The sequence below is a fragment of the Cognatishimia maritima genome, assembly GCF_900129685.1.
Classification (GTDB): Bacteria; Pseudomonadota; Alphaproteobacteria; order Rhodobacterales; family Rhodobacteraceae; genus Cognatishimia; species Cognatishimia maritima.
In genome coordinates, this window is the sequence record NZ_FQWM01000012.1 from 1 (window position 1) to 24898 (window position 24898).

The following is a 24898-nucleotide window of genomic DNA, read 5'->3' on the forward strand; positions in this document are numbered from 1 at the left end:
GGGCGATATGTGGCTGAAGCAATTCAGGCGCTTTGGGTATCTAAATCGGGTGTTGGTCGTCCAGGCGGCGAGGCGGCGGAGAATGTTCAGCTGTCCGTGCCGCTTGATCCGGATACATGGCTGGCAGATCGGCACGCTCAGATGGTGATCGGGCTGCAATAACCGTCGAAGGCAGCGAAAATGGCGGAATTCCGGGCGGCGCTATCAAGGATGGCGCTCTCAGCCTGAGCTGCTTACCAATGAGAACACCTTCCGACGCAGCCGATCCCTTGTTCAAACTTCACAAACGTATTCCAGATACGCGGATCACCGACACCATGCGAGAGATAAACGAAGCGACCCGATTCACTGATGCGTTCACCCATTTGCGCTCCGGTGTACCAACGAAAGACAATATCGGCCTGATGAATGTGCCATTGGCCGAGGGTCGGAACCTCGGGCTGAGCAAGATGGCTGAAGCCAGTAATTCCCACGATTTCCGGTAACTTATGCGTATTTCCCGCTGGCACATTGAAAGCGATGCATGGCGAACAGGGCGCGTTTATTCCGACTTATCTCTTGCGATTGATGCGGCCGTGGACGGCGAAGGTGTGATCCTGGCGGATGACATCCTGTGCAGGCAGGAAATGGCGTCCAACCGGCTCGTCCGGTTGGGCGACGGCTTGGTGCGCTGTGTCTGGTATCAGGTTGTCTTGCCACGAAACGCCGGTCAAAAGCCCGCCTCCGAGACACTTCGTAACTGGTTGCTGGACAAGACACATGCGCTGCGGGATTGAAAGAGCGCCGATGCATGGATGTCTGGTCTTCACATCGGCAGGTTTGGGTTTAGAGCGTGCAGCCTAGCGGCCACGGTTCACCGGAGCACTTTCGGGATGATGAAAGTCGCTCATAAGAGCAGACACGTAGATTAAAAGAACATTCCAAGGCATATATTTAACATAAACTTCATTATGCGCAATTACACTTTGTGTTGCGATAGTATATTATCGTATGTATGCTGAGCCTTGTTACAGAGAGCCCTCAGCATGCGCAATTTACTCAAGAACCTCCTCCCCTCGGTCGCAGTCGCTTTGACAGTGACAAGTTCTTCGCTGCCGATGTCCGCCAGAGCCAAGACATACCCGATCGATTGCGCGATCCTCCTGTGCTTGTCTGGCGGCTGGCCTGCTTCCGTGCCATGCGCCCGTGCCCGCGCTGAGTTCATTCGGCGCATTACGCCGTGGCCAGTGGAACCGCCGCTCCAAATCTGGCGCTGTCCAATGGGTGCGTCCTATGAGACCACTCCAGCACCAAACAGTGTAAACCTCATCTTTGAAGCGTTTTTACAGAACAACCGCACTGGACCACAACAGTCTTTTCCAGCGCGCGATACCGTTGAACCGATTGAGGCTGCTTGGCGCACTCCTGAAGCTACAGACTATCTTGTTCCAGCCGACCAGGCCCTCCGGCTCATTCAAGATCGCGCAGACATCGATATCAGCGGACCTGAGTTCAACTTCGTACGATCCATCAGAGTCTTTGATGTGCGGTATGCGCGACAACACGAGTCCGGACGTGACGGCGACTGCAACCGTAGCGCCACCGTGGTCCTCGGCACATACGGAACCCAAGGTGATTTCGCTTGGCAGAGGTCTTCCGTGACCGCCCTACCCTCCGCCCATATCGGCCTCGAACGCTGGGGCCAGAATTGCCCCAGCATCTATCACCGTTCTGTCTTCGTTGACTGGCGTGACTATAAAGGGAACTACGGCTTTGAGCAGGTGAACTACTAGCGTCAACAAAGACAGCATTGACATTCATCCATGTCGGCCGATGTGCTCGGGGCTACTCAATCACCGGTCGTTCGCTGCTGACGATGCCAAAGTCTGTAGAGCGAGACAAACCGGACTTGTGCAGATGCGGCTATTGCTGACGCAGCAAGTGTTTGCAGCTGCGGCAAGCTTTTCATAGCATTGGAAGCGTGAGCTCAAGTCAATCTGCCGCTTCAGGCACTTGCACATGTTGCAGCGCCTGATACTGCCGCCAACCGCCCAGATGGGTGATGTCGTCAGCGCCTTGGACACCTGTTGTCTCAACGAGGAAACCATGCGCCTTCGCACCGCTTTCCAGCTCGACTGTGCCGATCGAGAGAGGCGCTGGAATTCCTTCCAGAAATCCACCCACCGCCGTTTTTGGAAGCGCCCATACTTCCAGATCGATATGCGATCCCTTTTCAATTCTTAGCAGTCCTGGCCGCTGCGGAGGCCCGCCGGCAAGCGCATATAGCCGATAGCGCGGCGCGGTACGTGTCGCTTTGAGCAACCGGCCGCCGCGCGACGTCAATTCATGGTTCAGCGCCATGCCGGACATATGCGCGCCGCAGACCGCAAGGGCGATTTCCTCATCTGTCGCTTGTGCCAGCATATCTGCTATTGTTTCGTCGGCAAATGCTGCTGCGACACTGGCGATGTTCGCGTCACGTCCACTGGGCGCAAGCAGTGTGACAGACCCAGGACGCCCGTCGCGACGTAGGTCGGACGGGACCGCGATGCCGCACATGTCCAGAAGGTTGACAAAGTTCGTATAGGTGCCAAGGTTGGAATTTGGTGTGACGGGGTCCGCGTCGAGATCGGCTGTGGAATAGAAGGTCGGGATGGTGGGGACGCAGAGCATATCGACGCCTGCCATCGTATCGCGCGCTGCACGTTCAAGGTCTTTGAGGCGATACATTCCCCGAAAAGCATCAGCTGCGGAAAGCTGTTCGGCAGCGCCAATGATTTTGGCAGTGGTTGGGTGGAGCGCGTCTGGCTGATCTCGCATCAGGTCTTCGACGACTGTATAGCGTTCGGCAACCCAGGCACCTTCATAAAGCATTTCCGCGACGGCGTAAAATGGGCTGAAGTCAAGCTCGACAATGCGTGCTCCAAGCGCCGTGAGCTTTGCAAGACTTGCCTCAAAAGAGGCTGCCTGAACATCATCGCCAAAGAAAACGCGTGAAGCCGCGTCCGGAACGCCAATGGCAAGAGATGGCGGAGATGGCTGTACGTGTCCTGCTGTGATTGGCTTTGAATAAGCATCTTCAACGTCTTCGGCACAGGCCACCTGAAAGGCCGTAAACGCGTCTGTCACATTGGTGGCGAAGATCGAAATCGTATCAAGCGTACGGCAGGCTGGCACCACGCCTGTGGCCGAAAGCGCCCCAAGCGACGGCTTGAGACCGACGATATTGTTCAGCGCAGCCGGCACGCGGCCCGATCCTGCTGTGTCTGTTCCAAGAGAGAACGTGACGAGGCCGTGCCCCACCGCCACACCTGACCCGCTCGATGAACCGCCGGGGACAATGTCAGGGTCAATCGCGTTGCGCGGCACACCGTAAGGTGAGCGCACACCGACAAGGCCAGTTGCGAATTGATCAAGGTTGGTCTTGCCAATCACCAAGGCCCCCGCAGCGCGCAGCTTTGCTACGACAAAAGCGTCTTGCTCCGGTGTGTAGGCGTAGGCGGGGCAAGCTGCCGTCGTCTGGATACCCGCGACATCGATGTTGTCTTTCGCCACGAATGGCACGCCCCAAAGAGGTTGCTCAGCGGAACGTGCAGGCAAAGCATCGGCCTCCGCGATCACGTCTTCCATGGGACGCAAATGGATGAAGATTGCAGGATCGTTCACCGCGTCGATCCGACGATAGACTTCGCGGACAATATCAGATGGCGTGGCACCCCCCGAAAAAGCGTCTTGCAGGGCTGTCAGTGTCAAAGGCATGTCATGGGTCATAGATCTGAGCTTTCGATATTTAGGCGGCAACGGGATTTGGTGGCTGGGGCGCGGCTTCGATCAAAGAACGGGTATAAGTGTGGCTGGGATTATCCATCACGGAAGCCGTGGGACCGCGATCCACGATTTCGCCTTGCTTCATAACAAGCACTTCATCGCAAAGCAGTCGGACCACGTTAAGGTCGTGGCTGACAAACAAGTAGGACATTCCCATTTGTGCGCGAAGATCGACAAGCAGATTCAGCACGATCGCCTGAATGGACACATCCAGCGCCGCCGTCGGTTCATCAAGGATCAGCAGTTTTGGCTCCAATGCAATCGCGCGGGCGATGCCAACACGGGCCTTTTGACCGCCGGATAACTGGTGCGGGAAACGGCTGAGAAGCGGTTGTGGCAAACCAACCAGCTCGGCCAGTTCTGCGACCCGCGCATTCAGCTTGCTGCCACGCATTTTAGCGATCCGCGCAAGTGGTTCAGCAATGGCCGAGGCGGCTGTACCACGTGGGTTCAAACTGTCTGTCGCATCCTGAAACACCATCTGGATCTCGCCGCGCATGGGGTGACGCATAAAACGGGCCGAGGCGGTGGCCGCAATGTCCTGTCCGTCGAACAGGATGTTTCCGGACGTTGGGTCCTGAAGGCGGACGACCATCTCAGAGGTGGTGGATTTGCCGCTACCGCTTTCGCCAACGAGACCGAGGGATTGACCGCTCTTGATTTGGAACGAAATGCTTTTGACAGCCTGCACCGGACCGGATTTGCCGGGGTAGGTCTTCACCAAATCACGCACCTCAAGAAGGGGGCGATCGTGGACCTTATGTGCAGGCTCAGCGGTCCGGGTTTCCGGGGGAAGTAGGTTGCGGATTGATGCACCAACACGGGGCGTAGCGTCCACCAGTTTGCGTGTATAGGCGTGCTGCGGATCCGTAAAAAGCTTATGCGGGTCACCTTCCTCGACGATCAGCCCATCTTTCATGACGACAATCCGGTCGCAATATTGCGACGCAAGGCCAAGGTCGTGAGTGATCAGGATCATGCCCATGCCGCGTTCCCGGGTCAGGTCGCCCACTAGGTCCATGACAGCCTTTTGTGTCGTGATGTCGAGGCCTGTGGTCGGCTCATCCGCAATGAGGAGCTGTGGTTTGCAGGCCAGTGCGATGGCGATGACGATCCGCTGGCACATACCACCCGATAGCTCGAACGGGTATGCATCATAGCGCGCCGCAGCATCGTTGATCTTGACCGCTTCCAGTGCTGCGATGGCTTTAGCGTTGGCGTCTTGCCTTGTGGCCTGCGCGTGCTGGATCAGGACGTCCTCGACCTGATGCCCGACACGCCGGATGGGGTTCAAAGCTGCACGCGGGTTTTGGAAGATCATCGAGATTTCACGCCCGCGTATGTCGCGCATGTCCCTCTCTGACGCCGCACGCAGGTCGATCCCGCCATAAACGACTTCGCCCGTGCGGATTTCACCGCCCGCATCAAGGATGCGCATCAGCGCGTAGGATGTAACAGATTTGCCCGACCCGCTTTCGCCGACGATGCCAAGCGTCTTACCCTTTGCAACATCAAGGGAAATGCCACGCACTGCATTGACTTCGCCCTTGCGGGTCTTGAACGCGACGGAGAGATCTTTAATCGACAGCATAGCTCTCAAGTCCTTTTCCGTGGATCAACGATGTCGCGCAGACCGTCGCCAAGCAGGTTGAATGTGAATACGGCCAGCATCAGCCAAAGACCGGGGAAGACAGCGAGCCACCATTCACCCGAAACGATGAAGTTTGCCCCTTCGGCGACCATGATTCCCCATTCCGGTGTTGGCGGTGCCACGCCAAGTCCAATAAAGCTAAGGCCTGCCGCATTTAGGATGGCCCAGCCGAGGTTCAGTGAGACCTGCACCATCATCGGTGGCAACGAGTTTGGGAAAATATGAACCGCAAGCACACGTAGATCACTGTTCCCGGCTAGCTTTGCCGCCTGTGCAAATCCAGAATGGCGACGAATGTTGACTTCGGCGCGCACAAGCCGTGCATAGAAGGGGATATTGATGATCGCCGTGGCGTAGATGATGTTCTCGACGGTGTTACCAAGGGCCGCAACAACGCCCATCGCCAGCACAAACAGCGGGAAGGCCATGATCGTATCAAGGCAACGGTTCAGAGCAGCGTCGAGCCAACCGCCCCAATACCCCGCGATGGATCCGAGGATTGAGCCGATCACAAAGCTGAGTGCAACTGCGGCAACCGAAATAGTAAGGTCCAAACGCGTGGCGACGATGACCCGGCTGAATACGTCGCGCCCAAGGTTGTCTGTTCCAAACCAGTGATCCCAACTTGGTGCTTCCAACGCGCGTGCTGCATTCGTGGCCAAGGGGTCGTAAGGAACAAGCGCCGGACCAAAAAACGCACATCCCAGGAAGAATGCGAGCATCGCAAAGGCCAGCATCGTGACCGGGTTGTCGCGCAGCACATATACGATGTGTCCAAGCGTCGTGTCGCCCTTGCGGCGTGTCGTGTCGGGGGTTGATGCAGTCATGTCAGCCATTAGTTCAGCCCGATACGCGGATCAATCAGCGCATAGGCGATGTCGATCACAAGGTTCAGGGCAACAAAAAGGAGTGCCATCGCAAGGACGAAACCTTGCACGGCGGCGTAGTCCGAAACCACCAAGGCTTCGACCGCGTAAGACCCAATGCCGGGCCAGGCGAAGACCTTTTCGACCAGCACATTTGCACCAAGCGTAAAAGAAAACACCATCCCGAGCGTTGTGACGACGGGCAGCAACGCGTTTCGGAACGCATAGCCAAACAGAACTTTTCGGTCGCTGAGCCCAGCCGCGCGGGCGGTGCGGATGAAGTCCGAGGACAGTGCCGACAGCATCGCAGCACGGGTCATGCGTGCGATGGGCGCCAGTGTGAACAGCGCCAGCGTCGTCGCGGGCAGGATAAGCTGCTTCAGCGCACCGAGCCAGGTTTCCCAGTCGCCCGCCAGCGCAGCGTCGATCAGGTAGAATCCCGTCACATGTGGTGGCGACAGATAGATGAAATCGAGCCGTCCAAGAGGTGAAGGTGCGAGGCCCGCGAGGTAGTAGAAGATGTAAATCAGCAAGATGCCGGTGAAGAAGGTCGGCATTGAGACCCCCGCCGTCACAAGGACACGGCAAAGGTGATCGACCCAAGTGCCCGGCCGGGTGGCGGCGAGCACACCAAGTGGGATCGCAATGGCGCAAGAGAGCAGAAGTGCCACTAGCGTCAACTCTAGCGAAGCCGGCAGACGCGCGCCCAAATCAGTAAGCACTGCCTGTCCGGTCGTCAGCGACGTTCCCAAATCGCCACGGATCAAATCGCCAACATAGTAAAAGAACTGCTGAAAGAGCGGTTCGTCTAGACCAAGTGTTTCGCGGATTTCTGCAATAGATGCCTCATCGGCGGCAGGCCCGGCAAAATAGGCAGCCGGGTCACCGGGTAGGGCGCGCGTGAGCAGGAACGAAATCACAACAACGCCCATCACCACCGGGATTGCCTGGGCCACACGGCCCAGGATCATTTTGCTGCGTGCGGCCATTAGCTCGTGGCCGTGGTCAGTGGGCGCACGTCAAGCTGACGGTGGAACCAGAACTCGTAACCTGCCGCATCGTTCATCGCGACGTTCAAGGCTGGCTGCCAAAGCGGAATACGCGGCAGGTCCTCAAACGCGATTTCAAACATCCGCTTGATGTTGGGTGCGTAGGCTGGATCATCCATTGGGATGTGGAGCGTGCTGTCGACCAACGTCTCGATTTCTTCGTTGAGATAGTTGGATGAGTTGAACAGGTGACCGTGCTTATACGCCCAGAAAAAGTAGTAATCTGGCGTGTTCAGCCAGCCACCGAAGTTCTCAAGATGCAAAGGCAGGCGCTTTTCGACCAGCGCCGCAGTGCGCCAATTGGCTCCTGGGATTTTTTCGATCTGGGTTTTGATCCCGATCTCTCCAAACGCCTCTTGCAGCAACAGCGCCGTCGGTTCCATCCAGTCCGCCAGACCAAGACTGATCGACAGGGGCACTTCAAAACCAGAGGCGAAACTAGACGCGGCCATGTGCTCCTTGGCCTTGGCCAAATCAGTCATGTAGGGCGACTTGCGTGGCCATGCGGTATCGGTGATCTCGGCCTCACCGCCCCACATCGGCGCACCCCGGCCATAGGCGGCGGTCTGGAAGATGGCCTCATAAGGAATGGCATAGGCCAGTGCCTTGCGCACATTCGCGTCCTGGAAGGGCTCGAAATTGAAGTTCGGGCAGAGGCAGTGAATGCAGTTCTCAATCGGTGTGGAATAGACATCCACACCGTCCATGGCGTCCAGTTCGGCCGCATCTTTGTTGGGGATGTTGAACGACATCTGCACGTCGCCCCGTTCGATCAAGGCACGGCGGGTTGCCGGGCTGGGCACCTCGCGCACGATCACGCGCTCAAAGCTGGGCAGCGGGCCGCCGACCCAGGCGTCGTTGCGTTCATAGACAAGCTGTTGACCCTGATCCCAGCGCACAACCTGGAATGCACCAGACCCAGCGGGCGTCATGTGCAGATACTCCATTGCCCAAGGATCGTCCTCGGTGGCGTTGGCCTTGGCTACTTCGGAATTGATAATGAAGGGCACCGGCACGGCAAGGTCCGGCAGCGTCAGTTTGGAAGGCTTGTCGAGCGTGATCACAAAGGTTTCGTCATCCACGGCCTCGAACTGATCCGGGCGCTCCAGCCCGCCAGCCTTCATCTGCACTGTCGGAAAGCCGCCAGCGGAGACTGCGCGGTCAAACGACCATTTGACGTCCGCCGCCGTGACCTTCCGCCCATCCCAGAACGTCGCATCCGACTTGATCTTGAAGGTCATTGTGAGGCCATCATCCGAGATGGTCCAGCTTTCGGCCAGCTCAGGCACAATCGTGTCGTAGTCGTAAGACAGCCCGCCACCGGGCGCGTCTTTTGTGCCGAAGCTGACAAGCCGGTCGTAGCAATTCACGGCCACCTGATAAGAGGCGCGATTGGTGCCGGTGCGGTGTAGGTCGAGACTGTTAATCGTTTGGCCGGAAACGATAACGATGGTGCCGCCAGTCTGCGCGTGAGCGGGCATTGCCTTGAGAAACGGCAACATTGCCGCACCCATCGTAGTGCCGGTCAATTTGAGAAAATTTCTGCGTGAGGTGTCCGTCATGGCAAGTCCTTTGCGAGCAACAAGAAGATTGGTTTTTATTTGACATTGGCCTGTGCTGCACACAAATGCTAAAACAGAAGCAGAGTGCTGCAAAAAATGCATCGCTTGGATGTCACTCCTGCCGGGACACGTATCATGCGCCATTTGCTCACCTACGACATGATCGAGGCAGTGCATCGCTCTGGTTCCATTCGGAAAGCCGCAGAGGATACCAACATTACCGCCTCAGCGCTCAACCGACGCATACAGGCGTTTGAAGAAGAGTTTGGCTCAGAAATTTTTGAGCGCCTTCCCAGAGGTATGAGGCTCAATCCTGCGGGAGAGCTGCTCCTTCACCATATCCGCCTTCAAAGGCAGGATCTGATACGCGTCCATAGTCAAGTGGCGGACCTATCAGGAGTGCGGCGCGGACACGTCAAGATCGCCTGCTCCCAAGCGCTCTTACCGTACTTTCTACCACGCGAGATCTCAAAGTATCGCGCCGAGTTTCCCGATGTCACATTCGGCGTGAACGTGCGCGACCGTATTCAGGCAGAACAGGATCTGGTGACCTTCGAAAGCGATCTGGCACTGGTGTTCGAGCCCGCGCATATGGTCAACTTTGAAGTGCTGCACGCCGTCCATCAGCCGGTTATGGCGGTGATGTCTGCCGCGCATCCATTGGCGGATCGCAAGACCCTCCGGCTGCGGGAATGCCTCGAATACGATCTTGTCTTGCCTGCCCGGCAATTTGGCGTGCGCGTTCTTCTGGATCAGGCTGCTGCGCGATTTGGTGGAAAGCTGGAACCTGCGCTGGAAACCGATAGTTTCGACATGGTGCGCCATTTTGCAGCCTATGGTCACGGGATCGGGTTTCAGATTCCCGTTGGCTTGAACGCTCTTGCCCGACCGGACATGTCCTTCGTTCCAATCGCAGAGCGAGACGTTGCGGGAGGAGAACTCTACCTCGGACATCTCAAAGGACGCACCCTGCCAGTGGCCGCGCTAAAGTTCGCAAATCAGGTCATGACGGCACTATCGTAGGAATAAACGTGATGTCAGGTTTGACCTGATCTTCGACAGCGTCATGCTCGATGCAACTGCGGCAAGCCTTCTTCTGCGTGCGCGTGCAGCATGATATCAAAATGACCGGATTGGGCTCAGAGCAGACACCTGCTGCGTTGTGTTCCAAGGCCGGGTGTGCGGGACTTTCCGGACTTTTGCACCTGCCTCTTTCGCTTGCGCAGAAAGTGTTTGCGCGCGCGGCGAAGAGTTTTCGACGATGCTGCGAATTTCAGCGAACCAGCCGTTCAGCCGTACGGATTCGAACCATCCTAACGCTGCGCGGTTTTTGAGCCCGAAAGGTGCGGGACACTACTTCGGGTTCTGAACCGCGCGAGCGCCGGACCTAGGGCTGGCGCGGCCGGCTGACTATTGCCTCCGAGGTACGAGGCGCGCCCTCTGCTGCTCCTGTCGCTACCTCCGTCGAATTTCACTTAGCGGCTATGTTAATCGATCAGTTTTTTTCCAATCCCAAGTAGGCAGCGGAACGGCCGCCCGTTCTGTCGGAAGCGCGCCAATGCCCCCTGCGGCGCAATCCATTGAGGCGATTGCGGCTTTGTCGTCGGCATCCAGCGCATAACCGAAGAGGTCGAGATTTTCTTTGATATGCTTCGGCGTACGGGAGCGGGGAATAACGATTGATCCCTTCTCGATATACTAGCGCAGCACGATCTGGCTCGGGCTCTTGCCGTGCTTGGCGGCGATCGTCAACAACCTGTTATCGTCAAGAACTTGCCCTTGCCCCAAAGGACTCCAGCATTCGGTCGTGATGCCGTGCTCGTCATGAAATGGGCGAATGGAGTTCCGCTGAAATCGAGGGTGCAATTCGATCTGGTTGACCGAGGGCACGATTCCGGTCTCGGAGATCAGGCGCTCAACGTGATCCTGGTTGAAATTGCAGACTCCGATCGACTTGATCCGGCCCTCGTCGCGAAGACGGATCAGGGCCTTCTATGTCTGGACATACTTGTCTTCCATCGGCTGGGGCCAATGGATCAGATAAAGATCAAGATAATCAAGGTCGAGCCATGCGATAGAACTGTTGAATGCGCGCAGGGCCTGGTCGTAGCCATGATCGAGGATCCAGAGTTTTGTCGTGACAAATAGGTCCTTGCGGGGAACATCGGCTTCCGTGACGGCACGGCCCACACCAGGCTCGTTCTTGTGGGCATGCGCCGTATCGATATGGCGGTACCCCGACCTGATTGCATGACCGATGGTTTCCGGCGCGATCAGGTCAGGGAGGAACATGACGCCGTAGCCTATCTGCGGGATCTGGCTACCGTCGTTCAACTGTAGTTCCGGTGGGGTGACGTTAGTCATTTTGTCGTGCCTTGCTATGTCGAATTTTCGCTTCGCACGCGGCGCATAGGGCGCCAATGCCTCTGGCATCGCAGAAAATTACGGGCCGAAGTCGCTAAGCAAATCGAATGTCGCTACGGAATGATTTGGTGGAGCAATTATGGGATCACTCGAAGGCGTGTCAATATCATTGAAGGTCGGCAGGAAGGATCGCGTTCGGCAATCCCTGATAGCAGACCGGGCGCAGGAACCGGCGGATCGACAGTGTGCCGACGGAGGTTGCGCCGAAGTTGGTGGAGGCGGGGTACGGGCCGCCATGGACCATGCTGTCGCAGACTTCGACACCCGTCGGGAAGCCGTTGGCGAGCACGCGACCGGCCTTGCGTTCGAGCACCGGCAGGAGGCGGCGGGCGAGCGTAGTGTCGCCGTCATTCATGTGCAGCGTCACCGTGAGTTGGCCGTCGAAGCTGCGCGCCACGCGGTCCATTTCCTTGACGTCTTTTGCCACCACGACGAGACCGAGCGGGCCGAAGACTTCTTCGCTCAAAGCATGGTTGCCGAGCCAGTCGGCGGCGGCCACCTTGAACAGGAACGGCTTGGCCTCGCGGCGGTCACACATCGAAGTCAACAGGTCCTGAACGCCCGTCTCCGCACCCATCTTGGCCGCGCCCGAGGTGTAGGCCTCGGCGATGCCGTCGGTGAGCATGACCTGTCCGCCCGCTTCGCTCAATGCCGCGCGTGTGGCCTCGATAAAGGCATCAGAGTCAGACCCTTCGATCACCACCGCGATGCCCGGATTGGTGCAGAACTGGCCCGCGCCCATGGTGAGGGACGCCGCCCAGCCCTGGCCGAGCCCCGCGCCCCGCGCCGAGACTGCCTCGGGTAACATGAACATCGGGTTGACCGAGCCCAATTCGCCGAAGAACGGGATCGGTTCGGGACGTTGCGCGCAGAGATCAAAGAGCGCGCGGCCACCTGCGAGCGAGCCTGTGAAGCCCACGGCCTTGATCAGCGGGTGCTGCACGAGCGCCTGGCCCACGGTGCGGTTGCCGCCTTGGACGAGCGAGAAGACACCCTTGGGTAGGTCGCATTTTTCGATCGCCGCATGAATCGCTTCGGCGACGATTTCGCCGGTGCCGGGGTGCGCGCCGTGACCTTTGACCACGACCGGACAACCGGCCGCAAGCGCCGACGCCGTGTCGCCGCCTGCCGTTGAAAAGGCGAGCGGGAAGTTCGAGGCACCGAACACAGCCACAGGCCCAATCGGGCGCTGCATCATGCGCAGATCGGGGCGCGGAAGCGGCTGACGATCGGGAAGTGCTTCGTCATGGCGGCAGTCGAGATAGTCTCCCGCGAGGATGTGGCTCGCAAACAGACGCAACTGGCCCGTCGTGCGCCCGCGTTCGCCCTGAAGGCGCGCTTCGGGGAGGCCGGTTTCCTCGCTGCCGATCTGGGTGATGACGTCTGCCCGCGCCTCGATCTCGTCGGCGATGGCGTTGAGAAACGCCGCGCGTTCGTCGCGCGTGGTGTAACCGTATGTCCAGAACGCCTCCTCGGCGGTCCGAACGGCTCGATCGACAAGTTCCGGCGTCCCCATCGAGAACGCATGCGCCTCACCATGCGCAGGCTCCGAGCGGAACGTCGCTCCCGTCGAAACCCAGTCGCCTGCGATCAAATGCTTGCCGTGCGGCGTGAATGTCATGGGAATTTCCTTTCATTTAAAGCCAGTCAGGCTCATTTACACCAGCGCAGCACGAGCGGATCGAGCGGCTTGAGCAAGTCGATCAGACGCGCGCGGATCGCGGGGTGCAGCGGTGCGATGGGATGACGGCAGAAGTCCGACGCGATCACGCCACCCTCTACCATCGCGGCCTTGCACGACTGCCAGCCGCACTGGCGGTTTTCGTGGTTGATCGCCATCGCAACACGCCCGTAGGCGGCGGTCGCCTCGTCGACACGACCGGCGTGGTAATGCGTGATGACAGGTTTGATTTGGTCAACGATCATGCCCGAGGTCATCGACCCCGTGGCGCCCGCATCGAGGTCTGCGAGGAGCGTGATCGCTTCTTCACCATCAAATGGCGCCTCGATGGCATCACCGCCTTCGGCGATGAGTGTACGCAGCTTGTTGGCCGCGTGGGGGCATTCGATCTTGAAGAGTTTGACCATTTCGATCTCGGTGGCCATCCGTATGAGGAGCTGCACGGACAGATCGACGCCCGACATTGGCGCGTCCTGCACCATGATCGGGATGCCGACCTCGCCCACAGCCGCGAACTGCTCGAAGGTCTGCCCCGGTGTGCCCTTGAGCGTCGCGCCGTGATAGGGCGGCATCATCATCACGACGTTCGCGCCGAGGCTCTTGGCGAAACGCGCGCGTTCCACCGCGATCTGCGTCGCGTAATGGCTGATCGTCACAATCACGGGCACACGGCCCGCCACATGCTCGAGCGCGAGCCGCGTCAAGATCTCGCGCTCCGCATCTGATAGCAGGAATTGTTCGGAGAAGTTCGCGAGAATACAAATTCCGTCCGCCCCTTGATCGATGAGACAATCAAGCACACGCTTCATCCCCTCGAGATCGAGCGTGCCGTCTGCATTGAATGGCGTCGGAGCAACAGGCCAGATGCCGGTGTAGTGGGTCACTGCAGAAATCCTTTATTTATAGTGATTCGAGTTTCGCAAAAAAGCCGCCATCGGGATGGGTGCGGTCGATGATCTGACTCCGGTCGAACTCAGGAGAGGAGGCCGGAATGTCTTCGCGGTAGTGGCTGCCACGGCTTTCTTGCCGGGCTAGCGCCGCCCGCGCCATCATGCGCGCGGTTTCGATCAGGTTGTCGGTCTCAATGAGGTGAACGAACGCCTCTGGGGTATCGGCGCGGGTGTTGGTTTTCAGGCGCTGCTGCAACTCGTCGAGCTCCGCCAACAGCTGCGTCAGCCCTGCCTCGTTTCGCAGGATCAGAAGCTGCCGGTTGGCGGCCTCCTGTAGTTCGGCGCGAAGGCGAGGGCCGGTGTCGCTGCCCTGCCGCGCAAACCCGGCAAGGAACACCAAATGTGGATCGGCGATATTGCCCAGATCCTGATGCGGGCGCGATGCTGCGCGCCTGGCCGCCGCCGCGCCGCCGCGGGCGCCGAAGACCTGGCAGGTCATTGCCATATTTCCGCCCAGCCTGTCGGCCCCGTGCGGACCAGCCGCGGTTTCGCCGGAGGCGAACAGCCCCTTGAGCGATGTTTCTGCATTCTCGTCGATGCGTAGACCGCCATTGATCGCATGTGCCGAACAGGTGATCTGCACCGGATCGGTATAAAGATCGATGCCCTTCTCATTGTACCATTCGTGGGTGAGCGGCCACATCCGCGCAAAAGAGCGCGATGTATCGGACAGCAGCCGGTCGAAATCGCAGCCCCTGAAATCCAGGAAGACGCCACCCTTGTCCGTGCCGCGGCCGTCGTTGATGGCGCTCTGGATCGAGATTTCGATGTAGCGCGAGATATCGGACGAGCTGAACGGAAAGTGCCGCTCCTTCTCCTGTAGGACCTCGGCCGCCGTCAGACCCTCGGGCAGATAGTCCGGCATGAAGGGCTTGCCGCTACGGTCCGTCAGGTTCGGATGCGCGTCCCACAGGTAATTGCCGAAGAGGTTGATGAAGGGATCGATGATGCTGACCCCGGCCTGCATGAACTCCATGTTGGCAAGCTGCGCGCCGGCGCGATATGCCATCGCATAGCCATCGCCGGTGATATCCGAGGGGTAGAGGTTCTTGGCGAAAAGCTGGCTGGCACCGCCGGTGGTCATGATTACGGATTTGGCCCGAATCACGACCGGACTACCGTCTGCGTCCAGGGCAAAAGCGCCGTGACATTCCCCGTCTCTTACCAGCAAGCCGACCACCATTATCCGGTCGCGGACCTTGACCCCCCGACTGGAGGCTTCCTGACCCAGAGCCTTGATGATCGGCTTAAAATGGTCTTTCAGCACATGCGACCGTGGTTTGGACGAAAAACAGGCGCGAAACGCGAGGTAGCCATCATTTTCGCGCTCGAAGTGGACTCCTTTGCCTTCCAGATACTGCAGCGAACTCTCGGCTTCGGTCACCAGGATATCCACCAGCCTGGGGTCAGCCATGCCTTGGGCCGCCGTCAGGATGTCATTGGCGAAGACCTCCGGGCTGTCGTTCGGGTCTCCGGCTCCGTCGGGAACGTTGTAAGCGCCAACCTCGGCCACGCTGTAAAAAGTCGCCCCGCTCTTGCGAAACTCGTTCTTGACGACGACAGTCACCTCGGCCCCGCCATCGCTGGCGGCGAGAATGGCGCGCAGCGCAGCCCCGCCGCTGCCGATGACCAAAACGTCTGTGGTGATCGTTTCGAAATTCGTCATGCTGGTCTCCTCAGGTAAAATGGTGCGGCGCGATCTTTTTCAGCTTGTCCGAAACGGTGATCGGGAAAGGGATCTGACTTTGTACGTGCCGTTCGAGATCAACGCCCGGCGCGATCTCTATGAGTTCGAGTCCCTGCCTGGTCAGTCGGAACACAGCGCGTTCAGTCACGTAAAGGACGTGTTGCCCCCGCTGCAGGGCGAGTTCGGCGCTAAAGGTGATCTGCTCGACCTCGGGAACGAATTTTGAATGGCGCCCCTCGGTGGCGATATCCAGTTTTCCGTCAGTCACGGCCACATCGAGACCGCCGGCCGAAAACGAGCCGCAGAACACGATGCGGGGCGTGCGGCTGATGATGTCGATGAAACCGCCGCATCCCGGAACGATGCCGTTGAACTTGGACACGTTCACATTGCCCGTGGCGTCGATCTGTCCGCAGCCCAGAAAGGTGATGTCGAGGCCGCCCCCCTGGAAGCAATCGAAGACACTGGTGCTGTCTATGATGGCGTCGGGGTTGATGTTGGTGCCAAAGATCGCGCGATCCCCTGGAATTCCGCCGACCGACCCGTGTTCGGGAAAATAGGTGGTATGCGGGGCCGAGCCGCGTTCATGAAGGATCTTCGGCACCTCGATCGGCATGCCAACCCCCAGGTTGACGGTCTCGCCATCTCTGACCTCCGCGCTTGCACGGCTTGCCACGATGCGCGAAATACCCGGAGGGGCGGCACCAACCGATTTCGTTGGCAGCTTGACCTCACCGGTCAGCGCCGGGTTCAGCGCCTCACCGCCGGACACCGGCTGATCGGGCACCACCACTACCGCGTCGACAAAGATGCCGGGAATCTCGACCATGCGCGGGTGGAGCGAACCCGATTGGGTCATGCGCCGCACTTGCACGACGACCTTGCCACCCGAGGCCTTGGCCGCTTGGGCGATAATCCGTGCGCCCAGAGAGACCGGTTCATCCTCGAAGCTGATATTGCCGTTCTCATCGGCGGTCGTCCCCCGCAGAAAGGCGACGTCGACCGGGACCACGTCGTAGGCGAGATGAATTTCGCCTTCGATATCAATGTGGCGCGCCAGAGATTGTGTTGCGGCGGTGTTCATGCATCCGCCTTCTACGGCAGGGTCGACGAATGTCGACAGCCCGATCCTGGTGATCGTCCGTCGCCGTCCGGCCGCGCAATCCCGCAGCATCTGGAATATGGTGCCCATCGGCATGACATGTGCCTCGAAGGCGTCATCTTTCAGCAGGGCGGTATACTTGGAGGTTTTCAGATAGCTGTAGCCGCTACCGATTGCGCGCTTGACCATGCCGCGATGGGCAAGGTTCTCCAACCCGCGACCTTCGCCCATACCAACGATGATGGGGTGCATTTCGGTCAGTGCCGCAGGCGAACCGGTTCGGTCATACCGCTGACCTAAGGAACGTAGCAGCGCATCCGGTGTCAGGACGTTCTCGCAACCGCAGATCGCCAGGGTCGCGCCGTCCTGCACCAGATCGGCCGCATCATCGGCCGATATGATCTTGACCGGTTTCATGCTTCTTTCCTCATTTCAGCCCAAAGTCCTTCTCGATTGCCGCCGCCGTCTGATTCAGCTTCTGGGCCAGCCTCGGGACCAGTGCCTCGGGCATCCGTATCGACGGTGTGGCTATGTTAATACCGTGGGTGATCGGCCCCGCGCCGAGGCGCAGAGGCACCGCGACCGAGGAGACACCATCTTCGAATTCGCTGATGTTGGTGCTAAATCCGCATTCCCGTACTTTTTCACGCTCCGCACGGAGCCTCTCTGCATCGCAGATGGTGAACTGCGTGAATTGCGAATGTTCCTGCTTCAGGAACTCGGCAAACTCTTCATCCGACAACTGCGCCATGAACACTTTGCCCATCGAAGTGCAATGCAGCGGCGAATGTGCGCCGATCAGACTATTGAGGTTCAACAAACGATTGGCGCGCTGGCTGGCCGCGCGGTGCAGGTAGATCGTGTTGAACCCGTCCCGCTGACCCAGATGCGTTACCTCTCCGATCTCGTCGGAGAGCCGTTGCAAATGCGGCGCGCTGACCTCCACCACATTAAGTTGATTGGAGCTGTTGGTGGCCAGCCGCATCAGCGCCGGACCCAGAAGGTATTCCTCGCTGACCTCATCCTGTCGCACGAAACCGACGGCTTCCAGCGTCTTCAGCAGATCGAATACCGTGCCTTTGCTGATCTCCAGCTCGGCGGCAATCGCGCTCGGCCCTTTCGATCCCGCGCCAATGGCTTCGATGACTGCTGCGGCACGTAGGACGGATCGGACCGGTTTACGGGGTTGGGGCATCTTGGCTTCCTTCTTTGTCGCCGGGGCTACTGGTGAGGCTCGGTCCGCAGGACCTTCACGATCGTGTCGCCAACGGCGCAAAGGGTGGCCTCCTGATTGCGGATCTCCGCGCTCATGAGAACCTTGCGGCGGTCGAGGAGCAGTTCGGTTATTTCCACGGTCGTCTCGATCGTGTCACCGATGAAAACCGGCGCGATCATCTTCAGGCGAAACTCCTGCGCAGCGTAGCCGGGCGGGGTTAGGCGGTTTCCGATCATCTCGACCGTGGCGCGAGAGACGAAACCCGGCAGCAAAGAGCCATGCGCCACGCGCCGACCTAAGTGCTCCCTGGCATAGATTTTGTCAGTATGATTGGGGTGAAAGTCCCCGACGATCCCGGCATAGAGATAAACATCAGATTCGCCGATCGTCTTGCGGATGCTGTAGCGTTCTCCGACTTTCAGGCGCTTCATAGCGTCGCTAGCAATCATCAAACTCTCCTTCAGGAAAAGGTTTCAGGCAGGAACAGGACGATCCCTGGGATAAAGATGATCGCGAGGATCAACGCTGCGAAAGCTGCGACGAAGATCATCGTTTCTCGAACGATGACAGGTGTTGGAACGCCTGCGATCTTTCCCGCTATTAGGATGCATAGACCGAAGGGCGGGGTGACGAGGCCCAGTGCCGCTGTCATGACAATCACCATCGCCATGTGTAGCGGGTCGATCCCCGTCACGGCGGCGACTTTCTGGGCGATCGGCAGGAAGATGATCATTGCAGGCACGCCGTCGATGAAGCATCCCATCACCAGGAAGATCAGTACGATGAAGATCAGGCCGCCCTGGCGACCGATGTCATATCCCTCGATCATTTCACCCACGATATTCGGCACCTTCAGGAAGGCGATCATCCAACCAAAGGCAACGGCTGCGGCTATGGCAAAGGTGGGAAGCGCCACCATCAGCACCGCTTCGCGGGTGATCCGGGGCAATTCCTTCAGCGAAATGCTGCGCAGGATGACGATCAGCACCACCGCATAGGCAACGGCCACGACGCCCGCTTCGGTCGGGGTGAATATCGCGCCCAGGATGCCGCCGATGATGATGATCGGAACGCCCATTGGTAGGATCGCGCGGCGTGCTGCATGCAGAAACCGGCGTCGGTCCGGCCTTTGTTCGCGGTGCATGCCGTCGCGCACTGCCCGGCGGTAAGCGATTGCCATCTGTGACAGCCCCACGAGCAAGCCTGGCACGATCCCAGCCATAAACAACGCGGTGATCGACAAGTTCGCCAGCGATCCGTAGACGATCATCAGGACGCTGGGCGGAATGATTGCACCCATAGTTGAGGAGGCGGCAGTGATCGCAGCGGAAAAGCCCGGCGAATAGCCCTTCTTAACCATGGCGGGGATCACCATGGAACCGACGCCGGCCGTATCGGCGGAGGCCGTTCCGGAGACCGAGGCGAACATCATCGACATCAGCACGTTGACCTGAGCAAGCCCGCCTCGGATATGGCCGACCATCGCCTGGGCTAAGTCGAAGAACCGCTCCGCAATATTGCCCTGGTTCATCAGGAAGCCGGCTAGGATGAAAAACGGGATGGCCAGCAATGGGAAATAATCCAGCGCCGCATACAGCCGCTCGACCACCAGGACCGGCGGCATCCCCGCTACCATCATGCTCAGGAAGGTTGATGTGGCGAGGCATAGCGCCAGCGGCACTCTCACCACAAGCAGCACGATGAAACTGCTGAACAGCAGCGCGATTTCAGGCGCGTTCGACATTTTCGCGGTCCTCGTCGATAAAGAGTTCCAGCAGTTCGACACAGCCGTAGAACAGAAAAAGCGCACCCGAGACAGGCATGATCAACATCGTGTAGCCCTGCGGGATACCAAGGCTGAAGCTGAAGCGGCGCATCCCGGTCTCAGCAAAGCTGATGCCGTTGATCAGCAGTACAGCGCCGAACCCCGCAAAGATCGCAGCGGTCAGCGCCAGCAGCCAATGTTCAGCCGGACTACCCGCCGGGACCCAGCGGCCTATGAGGTCGACATTGAAGTGATCGCGCCGACGGGCCGCTGCCGTGCTGCCCAGAAAAGCGATCCAGATAAAGCACATGGTTGCGAACTCGGCTGACCAGATCAGCGTGGTACCGATCAGGTTGCGTGCCACCAGTTCTGCCAGCAACGTGGCGCTCATAAGGACGGCTAACAGAACACATAAATTCAACGTGGTTGTTTCGAGTAGGCTCGCGACGCGGCCTAAGAGTTCGACATGGCGGGACATCGCTGCCTACTCCTTTTTTAGGTTTGCCACTAGTGTGGTTTATAGACCTTGAATGGCACTCAGTATGTCTTCAGCACCGGCACCCTTTGCAACTCGGTCATAAAGATCGCCAAGAGGTGCGCGGAAGGCTTCCTTGTCAACCTCCGTGATGATCGCGCCCTCTGCGACAAGCCCTTCGACTGCGCGCTCTTGGGCCGCGACCGATTCGTCCAGCAACTGTTGGCCGGCGGTGGCGAAAGCCTCTTTCACGGCGGGTTTGAGGTCTTCGGGGATCTTGTCCATCGCGTCGTCACCCATCAACACCAGGGCAACATAGAAAGAATGATCCGTCCGCGACAGGTATTTGGCGGCTTCGTGGATCTTGTAGGTGTAGAGGATGTCCGGCGCATTCTCGACAGCCTGTACCACCCCCTGCCGCATCGCTGCGACCACTTCAGGCATCGGCATGTTGACCGGGTTGGCGCCATACCCGCCCCAGACTTCGGCCTCGATTGGGTTGCCTTGGACGCGCATTCGCAGCTCAAGTGCTTTCATGTCAGTAGGGCTTTCAACTTCGCCTTCTGAATTTGCAACCCAGCGGCTGCCGACGGTGCTCGGCGCCATCAACTGAAGCCCTAGGTCGGCGTCCGTTACCTTGGTCTGCATCATTGACCAGACCGAACTGTCCGGCGCCATGGCGGCTCGGTAGGTGTCATAATCCTTGAAGATGTAGGGCACGCTGAAAATCTGGAACTCGGGCAGGAAACTTGCGAAGTTGGCTCCCCCGACAACGGCGATGTCGAGAGAACCACTACGCAAGCCCTCGATCATGCTGGCCTCATTGCCGAGCTGCTGGTTCGGATAGATTTCCAGCGCAACCTTGCCGTCGGTGTTCTCCCTGAGGTTCTCATCGACCAGGCTCAACGTGCGGTAGTACAGCCCGTCTTCATTGGATTCCGTTCCGGCTGTCAGTACGATCTCCTGCGCGCTGACGGCTGATGCCATCACAGCCAGAGAACATGCCGCAGCGGACAGAAGCCGCGTCATCTTGTTAGTAAGTTCCATCTTGGGTCTCCTCCATATGTACGAATGATCCGTACGGCGTACTGGTTATGGGGAGGGCGTATATCTGTCAAATTTATTCGTACGCCGTACGGTCTGGCCGTACTCTATCTTGAATTACACTTCTGAAGCGCAATCAAAAGGATTCAAACACGTACCGGGCCTAAACACAGTTCTAAAGTTTGCGGGTGACCGATGGATCTGGAGGTCACGTCCGTCAAGGTGGTGTAATTTCCAGAGTGGCCTGAGGTTATAATCAGGCGGCCAGGGTTGTGATGTTGAGAATGGGGTCGGTCTCCTCGGCGTCGATTTCCGCGATAGCTTCGACCATAATGTATCGGCTGGCGGTCTGCCATTCATCGTTCTGTTCGAACAACACGGCGCCGATCGGACGGGCGATGGAGGCCTCGTTCGGGAAGAACACCACGACGTCGGCGCGGCGCTTCACCTCCTTGTTGAGGTGCTCGATCGGGTCGAGTGCAGCTTGGTGCGGCGCTGCCTGGGAAAGCCCATGTAGGCCAGGACGTCCTGTTCGGCGCGGAGCATCCGCTCCGCGAGCTTGGGATGGCGCTGCTCGAAGGCGTCAATCAGCTTGGCCCAGCGGTCTTTCGATGCCGCGAGCGTGTCAAGATCAAAGGCGGCTCTGTGCGCCGCGGTGACGCTCGGGCGGTCCTTCTTGCCGGCACAGGCCAGCGCGTTGCGCATGAAATGCACGCGGCAGCGCTGGACGGTCGCGTCGCGTACCTTGGCCACCGCGGCCTTCAGCCACTTGTGATCGTCGGCGACGACCAGGCGTGTACCGCGCAGGCCGCGATCTGCGAGAGAGCGGAGGAATTCGTCCCAGAAGACCTCTGCCTCGCTGGGCTCGACGGCGACAGCCACAATGGCCGCGACACTGACGATCCGGCCGCCGCCGGGGACTTTGATATAGGTGGCGTCGAGCCACAGGTTCGACCATCCGCCTTTCAGCGGGCGGTGCAGGAACGCTGCGACCCGCTCATCGATCTCGCCGCAAAGCCTTGAGACTTGGCGCTTTGACACGCAGGTCACCCCCGCTGATGAACGCGCTGAGCATCCACGACTGGAAGGCTCATTGCTTCGCCGTTGGTGATGCCGCTAATTGTTTTAGTGCTGCGCGGGCCTTCCAAGTCCACGAAACTGCGGGCGCATTCGCGACGATCAGAATGGCGCTCAATGCCAGTTCACCTGTCGAGAGTGCTTGGTCCAGTAACTGATACCATTTTGCTCCGGTCCAAGCCGTAGTTGCAAAGCACATGTATTTACCGCTGGAGCTACCGTAGCGAATTTTCGCTGATGCCCGCATTCGCCCACGTTGCGTGTGCGGCGATCGGTAGCAAAGTCCCGCTCCTTGTGAATTGGTGGCGCTTGATATGCTGCGATGTGCATGAACAGCCGTATTTCCCGCCGCGGGCGACACCGGAATTCGTGCGGTCGCAGAAGATTTCACGCCGCGAGCGCGCGCAGCATAAAAATCGAAGGTCTGGGTTGGGCTCAGAGTCCGCATTCGCCGCGTGCCGCCCCAATGTCTGGTATGCCGGCGTACCCTATCCATCTGTATGAATTGGCGGCTACCTTAGAAGCCTATTTGATGTCGCCGCTTCCAATCCGCGTCAATCCGTCAAAGTCGATTTCCTGCTTCTGTTCCTCAGTCAGATCCGGCCGGATTTCCGATACCGGCTTAGGCCCGAAGACGTCCCACATTACCGCATGCGTGCCTGTACCCCAGCGATAAACCCAACCAACTGCGCACCCATCGGTCCCGATCAGATTGGCGATCGCGACGCCTTCACCTTTGTCATGGTCCACTGTTTACTGACTTCCTGCACTTTGGCGCTGCAATCGCGGCATCGTGTTCCCCGGCCTAACCTGCACAGCATGACGCAATTGGTGGATGTTGGCTGACTACTCTTCCTTGAAGGAGCTCACTTCACGGGGGGACATCCAAAGTGGTTCGCCCCAAAATTTCTTTGCTTTCAAATTCTGTGGTCGGGCTCCGTGGCGGCGTCGACGATCGCCAGAACCTTGAAGGGGTCACAGCCGATGGCGCGGGCGAGAACGACCAGTTCGACGACGTCGACCCGGCGCTGGCCGCTTTCAATTCGCGCCACGAGGGATTGATGGCACTTGAGCTTGATCGCCAAGTCCTCCTGCCCGAGTCCCGCCTTGATGCGGGCGTCGACCAATGCTTGGCAGAGTGCCACCTGTCCCGTGCTTCTGATTGTCTTTGCCACGCGTCACATACCTTTTGTGACGTCGCTAGCGGATGAAATCTGTTATCTAAAAAGTAGATATATGAGGGTGTTATCGGCGTCTGGTTTCCATGGGCTGCAAGTCTGATGTTCCCGAGGTTGCCCATCAATCCCCTACCAATTGCAGAAACCGGCCATAGTCTTCACTGACTTCGCGCGCTTCCTCGAAGGCACGGGCGCGTTCGCTGTCGAGGCAACGGAAGTAGCTCTGGATATCCTGGATGTAATTCTCGAAATCGCCACGGATGATGTCCGCATAGTCCCGCGCCGCCTGCGAATCACTTGGCAGGAAAGGACGGGCCGGGGCGAAGCAGGATTCCGCCAAAACCGGCCCGGGAACGCAGATCAGAAGGACCATAGCTTGCAATGGGAGCAGGCATGTCAACCTTGGGTTTCTCAAACCTGTTATCTCCTTGATCGCAGACACTGGCCGTGACTAGTGTTTGCGTGACCAAACTACAGCTAAAGCACGATATTATATCTTGCGGTTGATAGTATACTATCGTAACTTTGGGCTTCAAGTGGGAATGCCCGGACGTTGCGTCTTTGGAGAAAGCGTGAGCCGGGCCATGAACTGGGACATCGAAGCACCAAATGTGGTTACGGAAGCACGTTTCCGCGAACTCGTGGAAAGCGGCTATAGCGCAGAAATCTTGTGCCAGGAGTCGGCACATAAGAAAGGCCCCAGCTACTACGGGGTCTGGATCATGCGCGTCGTCTCTGACGAGGGCGTGGAGAAGCTGCTGGTCACGGCCCGCACGCGGACGACCTATAACGATATCAAGATTCGCGAGTTCAAGACGATCTCTGGCGTGGTATCTTTCTTCATTGGCCTTGGCTTTGCGCATGTCGACCTGCCGCTGGAGGCAGGTACAAGCCGTACTCATAAACTTGCGCCTTTGGACAAGGGCACTCGCAACTAACCTCGTCTGTCTCTGGCTGGTCGCCGCGCCAGCTTCAGCGCAAATGGTGTTGGTCATGGAGAGCGACGGCTCTCTGCCCCCAACCCGGTCTCAGAGTAGTTTTGCACGGAACTACAATGACCGCGTTTGTCAGGGATCGGCGTCCGATGGTTTGGCCATTCTTGGTGAGACGGAAGCGGCGCCCAAGCCTGACGCGCTGAGGTTTGCAGCACTCGCCCAGCCAGCACACCTGCCCCGCGCAGACGTTCTCTCGGGCATCGAGACAATGGCCCTGCGCTATGCCAGCCATCCCGGTTTGCGCCGCGCAGAGCTCTCCGTGACCGATTGGCTGACTGGACCTGTCGCGTTTTTGTGCCGCCCCATGTGCTCGTTTAGGCTACTTTCCGTTCGAAAGCGACCGGGCTTTTCCAGCCCAATGCTGAGTGC

At 58.7% G+C, this 24898-nt stretch carries 23 protein-coding genes and 3 pseudogenes; 7 read left to right on the plus strand and 19 right to left on the minus strand.

Going from position 1 to position 24898, the window contains the following annotated elements; genetic code table 11:
• Positions 1-239 precede the first annotated feature (239 nt).
• From BUA39_RS16690 to BUA39_RS16360, 3 genes are all read left to right on the plus strand, one after another.
• Positions 240-485, plus strand: coding sequence for a Tn3 family transposase (locus BUA39_RS16690; protein ID WP_165610547.1), 246 nt, complete (start codon positions 240-242; stop codon positions 483-485).
• Positions 486-488: 3 nt separating this feature from the next.
• On the plus strand, positions 489-776 hold the full coding sequence (locus BUA39_RS16350) for a LysR family transcriptional regulator (RefSeq protein WP_072794306.1): 288 nt from the start codon (positions 489-491) through the stop codon (positions 774-776).
• 249 nt (positions 777-1025) lie between these two features.
• A complete protein-coding gene (locus tag BUA39_RS16360; protein ID WP_207546243.1) occupies positions 1026-1772 on the plus strand; it encodes a hypothetical protein in 747 nt (248 codons plus the stop codon).
• A 199-nt stretch (positions 1773-1971) separates the two neighbouring features.
• Here BUA39_RS16360 and atzF read toward each other — a convergent pair whose 3' ends face one another.
• Genes atzF through BUA39_RS16385 form a run of 5 tightly spaced genes read right to left on the minus strand, consistent with a single transcriptional unit; the run spans position 1972 to position 8935 of the window.
• Positions 1972-3738 carry an allophanate hydrolase gene (gene atzF / locus BUA39_RS16365; RefSeq protein ID WP_242648627.1) on the minus strand — a complete coding sequence of 589 codons (1767 nt, stop codon included), beginning with the start codon at positions 3736-3738 and terminating at the stop codon, positions 1972-1974.
• Positions 3739-3769: 31 nt separating this feature from the next.
• Entirely contained in the window at positions 3770-5398 is a 1629-nt protein-coding gene (locus BUA39_RS16370; protein WP_072794310.1) for a dipeptide ABC transporter ATP-binding protein, read from the minus strand.
• A gap of 5 nt (positions 5399-5403) precedes the next feature.
• Positions 5404-6294, minus strand: a complete 891-nt coding sequence (locus BUA39_RS16375) for an ABC transporter permease (protein ID WP_072794311.1) — start codon at positions 6292-6294, stop codon at positions 5404-5406.
• Complete coding sequence (locus BUA39_RS16380; RefSeq protein ID WP_072794312.1) at positions 6294-7313, minus strand: ABC transporter permease; 1020 nt, start codon at positions 7311-7313, stop codon at positions 6294-6296. Before BUA39_RS16380 ends, BUA39_RS16375 begins: the two co-directional genes overlap by 1 nt.
• Positions 7313-8935 (minus strand): ABC transporter substrate-binding protein, encoded by a 1623-nt coding sequence (locus BUA39_RS16385; protein WP_072794325.1) that lies wholly within the window; start codon positions 8933-8935, stop codon positions 7313-7315. Before BUA39_RS16385 ends, BUA39_RS16380 begins: the two co-directional genes overlap by 1 nt.
• Before the next feature lie 135 nt (positions 8936-9070).
• Here BUA39_RS16385 and BUA39_RS16390 point away from each other — a divergent pair, with 135 nt between their 5' ends.
• Positions 9071-9958: a LysR family transcriptional regulator gene (locus BUA39_RS16390; RefSeq protein WP_072794326.1), complete on the plus strand. Its 888-nt coding sequence runs from the start codon at positions 9071-9073 to the stop codon at positions 9956-9958.
• A 675-nt stretch (positions 9959-10633) separates the two neighbouring features.
• Here BUA39_RS16390 and BUA39_RS17015 read toward each other — a convergent pair.
• From BUA39_RS17015 to BUA39_RS16445, 11 genes and pseudogenes are all read right to left on the minus strand, one after another.
• Positions 10634-11368: pseudogene (locus BUA39_RS17015) on the minus strand (aldo/keto reductase).
• A 97-nt stretch (positions 11369-11465) separates the two neighbouring features.
• Positions 11466-12980, minus strand: a complete 1515-nt coding sequence (locus BUA39_RS16400) for an aldehyde dehydrogenase (NADP(+)) (protein ID WP_072794313.1) — start codon at positions 12978-12980, stop codon at positions 11466-11468.
• A gap of 32 nt (positions 12981-13012) precedes the next feature.
• Positions 13013-13924: a dihydrodipicolinate synthase family protein gene (locus tag BUA39_RS16405; protein WP_072794314.1), complete on the minus strand. Its 912-nt coding sequence runs from the start codon at positions 13922-13924 to the stop codon at positions 13013-13015.
• Between the two features lie 16 nt (positions 13925-13940).
• Complete coding sequence (locus tag BUA39_RS16410) at positions 13941-15656, minus strand: FAD-binding protein (protein ID WP_072794315.1); 1716 nt, start codon at positions 15654-15656, stop codon at positions 13941-13943.
• Between the two features lie 10 nt (positions 15657-15666).
• Positions 15667-17196 carry an acyl CoA:acetate/3-ketoacid CoA transferase gene (locus BUA39_RS16415; protein ID WP_072794316.1) on the minus strand — a complete coding sequence of 510 codons (1530 nt, stop codon included), beginning with the start codon at positions 17194-17196 and terminating at the stop codon, positions 15667-15669.
• A gap of 10 nt (positions 17197-17206) precedes the next feature.
• Positions 17207-17974 (minus strand): IclR family transcriptional regulator, encoded by a 768-nt coding sequence (locus BUA39_RS16420; protein WP_072794317.1) that lies wholly within the window; start codon positions 17972-17974, stop codon positions 17207-17209.
• A 26-nt stretch (positions 17975-18000) separates the two neighbouring features.
• Complete coding sequence (locus tag BUA39_RS16425) at positions 18001-18444, minus strand: MaoC family dehydratase (RefSeq protein WP_084605057.1); 444 nt, start codon at positions 18442-18444, stop codon at positions 18001-18003.
• Positions 18445-18455: 11 nt separating this feature from the next.
• On the minus strand, positions 18456-19739 hold the full coding sequence (locus tag BUA39_RS16430; protein WP_072794318.1) for a TRAP transporter large permease: 1284 nt from the start codon (positions 19737-19739) through the stop codon (positions 18456-18458).
• A complete protein-coding gene (locus BUA39_RS16435; protein ID WP_084605058.1) occupies positions 19723-20238 on the minus strand; it encodes a TRAP transporter small permease in 516 nt (171 codons plus the stop codon). Before BUA39_RS16435 ends, BUA39_RS16430 begins: the two co-directional genes overlap by 17 nt.
• 39 nt (positions 20239-20277) lie before the next feature.
• On the minus strand, positions 20278-21282 hold the full coding sequence (locus BUA39_RS16440) for a TRAP transporter substrate-binding protein (protein WP_072794320.1): 1005 nt from the start codon (positions 21280-21282) through the stop codon (positions 20278-20280).
• Between the two features lie 253 nt (positions 21283-21535).
• Positions 21536-22359 (minus strand): annotated as a pseudogene (locus BUA39_RS16445) (IS256 family transposase); the annotation flags it as partial.
• On the opposite strand from BUA39_RS16445, the gene BUA39_RS16450 reads away from it, so the two are divergent.
• Positions 22338-22514 (plus strand): LrgB family protein, encoded by a 177-nt coding sequence (locus tag BUA39_RS16450; RefSeq protein WP_084605060.1) that lies wholly within the window; start codon positions 22338-22340, stop codon positions 22512-22514. The pseudogene BUA39_RS16445 and the gene BUA39_RS16450 overlap by 22 nt on opposite strands.
• Before the next feature lie 367 nt (positions 22515-22881).
• On the opposite strand, the gene BUA39_RS16455 is transcribed toward BUA39_RS16450, so the two are convergent.
• The 3 genes from BUA39_RS16455 to BUA39_RS16465 all read right to left on the minus strand — a co-directional run bounded on the left by BUA39_RS16455 (position 22882) and on the right by BUA39_RS16465 (position 23907).
• Complete coding sequence (locus BUA39_RS16455) at positions 22882-23106, minus strand: hypothetical protein (RefSeq protein ID WP_072794321.1); 225 nt, start codon at positions 23104-23106, stop codon at positions 22882-22884.
• A 167-nt stretch (positions 23107-23273) separates the two neighbouring features.
• A complete protein-coding gene (locus BUA39_RS16460; protein WP_072794322.1) occupies positions 23274-23531 on the minus strand; it encodes a helix-turn-helix domain-containing protein in 258 nt (85 codons plus the stop codon).
• A 124-nt stretch (positions 23532-23655) separates the two neighbouring features.
• Entirely contained in the window at positions 23656-23907 is a 252-nt protein-coding gene (locus tag BUA39_RS16465) for a hypothetical protein (RefSeq protein ID WP_072794323.1), read from the minus strand.
• Positions 23908-24118: 211 nt separating this feature from the next.
• Here BUA39_RS16465 and BUA39_RS16470 point away from each other — a divergent pair, with 211 nt between their 5' ends.
• Together BUA39_RS16470 and BUA39_RS17075 are read left to right on the plus strand one after the other, a co-directional pair.
• Positions 24119-24472: a hypothetical protein gene (locus tag BUA39_RS16470; RefSeq protein ID WP_072794324.1), complete on the plus strand. Its 354-nt coding sequence runs from the start codon at positions 24119-24121 to the stop codon at positions 24470-24472.
• A gap of 43 nt (positions 24473-24515) precedes the next feature.
• Positions 24516-24803: pseudogene (locus BUA39_RS17075) on the plus strand (lytic transglycosylase domain-containing protein); the annotation flags it as partial.
• Between the last annotated feature and the right edge of the window lie 95 nt (positions 24804-24898).

Excerpts from the sequence above, each read along its gene's own strand:
- BUA39_RS16375 (WP_072794311.1), bottom strand. The coding sequence starts at position 6,294 with ATGGCTGACATGACTGCATCAACCCCCGACACGACACGCCGCAAGGGC.
- BUA39_RS16370 (WP_072794310.1), bottom strand. The coding sequence starts at position 5,398 with ATGCTGTCGATTAAAGATCTCTCCGTCGCGTTCAAGACCCGCAAGGGC.
- BUA39_RS16470 (WP_072794324.1), top strand. The coding sequence starts at position 24,119 with ATGAACTGGGACATCGAAGCACCAAATGTGGTTACGGAAGCACGTTTC.
- BUA39_RS16430 (WP_072794318.1), bottom strand. The coding sequence starts at position 19,739 with ATGTCGAACGCGCCTGAAATCGCGCTGCTGTTCAGCAGTTTCATCGTG.
- BUA39_RS16435 (WP_084605058.1), bottom strand. The coding sequence starts at position 20,238 with ATGTCCCGCCATGTCGAACTCTTAGGCCGCGTCGCGAGCCTACTCGAA.
- BUA39_RS16400 (WP_072794313.1), bottom strand. The coding sequence starts at position 12,980 with ATGACATTCACGCCGCACGGCAAGCATTTGATCGCAGGCGACTGGGTT.
- BUA39_RS16440 (WP_072794320.1), bottom strand. The coding sequence starts at position 21,282 with ATGGAACTTACTAACAAGATGACGCGGCTTCTGTCCGCTGCGGCATGT.
- BUA39_RS16350 (WP_072794306.1), top strand. The coding sequence starts at position 489 with ATGCGTATTTCCCGCTGGCACATTGAAAGCGATGCATGGCGAACAGGG.
- BUA39_RS16390 (WP_072794326.1), top strand. The coding sequence starts at position 9,071 with ATGCGCCATTTGCTCACCTACGACATGATCGAGGCAGTGCATCGCTCT.
- BUA39_RS16410 (WP_072794315.1), bottom strand. The coding sequence starts at position 15,656 with ATGACGAATTTCGAAACGATCACCACAGACGTTTTGGTCATCGGCAGC.
- BUA39_RS16385 (WP_072794325.1), bottom strand. The coding sequence starts at position 8,935 with ATGACGGACACCTCACGCAGAAATTTTCTCAAATTGACCGGCACTACG.
- BUA39_RS16415 (WP_072794316.1), bottom strand. The coding sequence starts at position 17,196 with ATGAAACCGGTCAAGATCATATCGGCCGATGATGCGGCCGATCTGGTG.
- BUA39_RS16690 (WP_165610547.1), top strand. The coding sequence starts at position 240 with ATGAGAACACCTTCCGACGCAGCCGATCCCTTGTTCAAACTTCACAAA.
- BUA39_RS16425 (WP_084605057.1), bottom strand. The coding sequence starts at position 18,444 with ATGATTGCTAGCGACGCTATGAAGCGCCTGAAAGTCGGAGAACGCTAC.
- BUA39_RS16450 (WP_084605060.1), top strand. The coding sequence starts at position 22,338 with ATGAACGCGCTGAGCATCCACGACTGGAAGGCTCATTGCTTCGCCGTT.
- BUA39_RS16360 (WP_207546243.1), top strand. The coding sequence starts at position 1,026 with ATGCGCAATTTACTCAAGAACCTCCTCCCCTCGGTCGCAGTCGCTTTG.
- BUA39_RS16420 (WP_072794317.1), bottom strand. The coding sequence starts at position 17,974 with ATGCCCCAACCCCGTAAACCGGTCCGATCCGTCCTACGTGCCGCAGCA.
- atzF (WP_242648627.1), bottom strand. The coding sequence starts at position 3,738 with ATGCCTTTGACACTGACAGCCCTGCAAGACGCTTTTTCGGGGGGTGCC.
- BUA39_RS16380 (WP_072794312.1), bottom strand. The coding sequence starts at position 7,313 with ATGGCCGCACGCAGCAAAATGATCCTGGGCCGTGTGGCCCAGGCAATC.
- BUA39_RS16465 (WP_072794323.1), bottom strand. The coding sequence starts at position 23,907 with ATGGTCCTTCTGATCTGCGTTCCCGGGCCGGTTTTGGCGGAATCCTGC.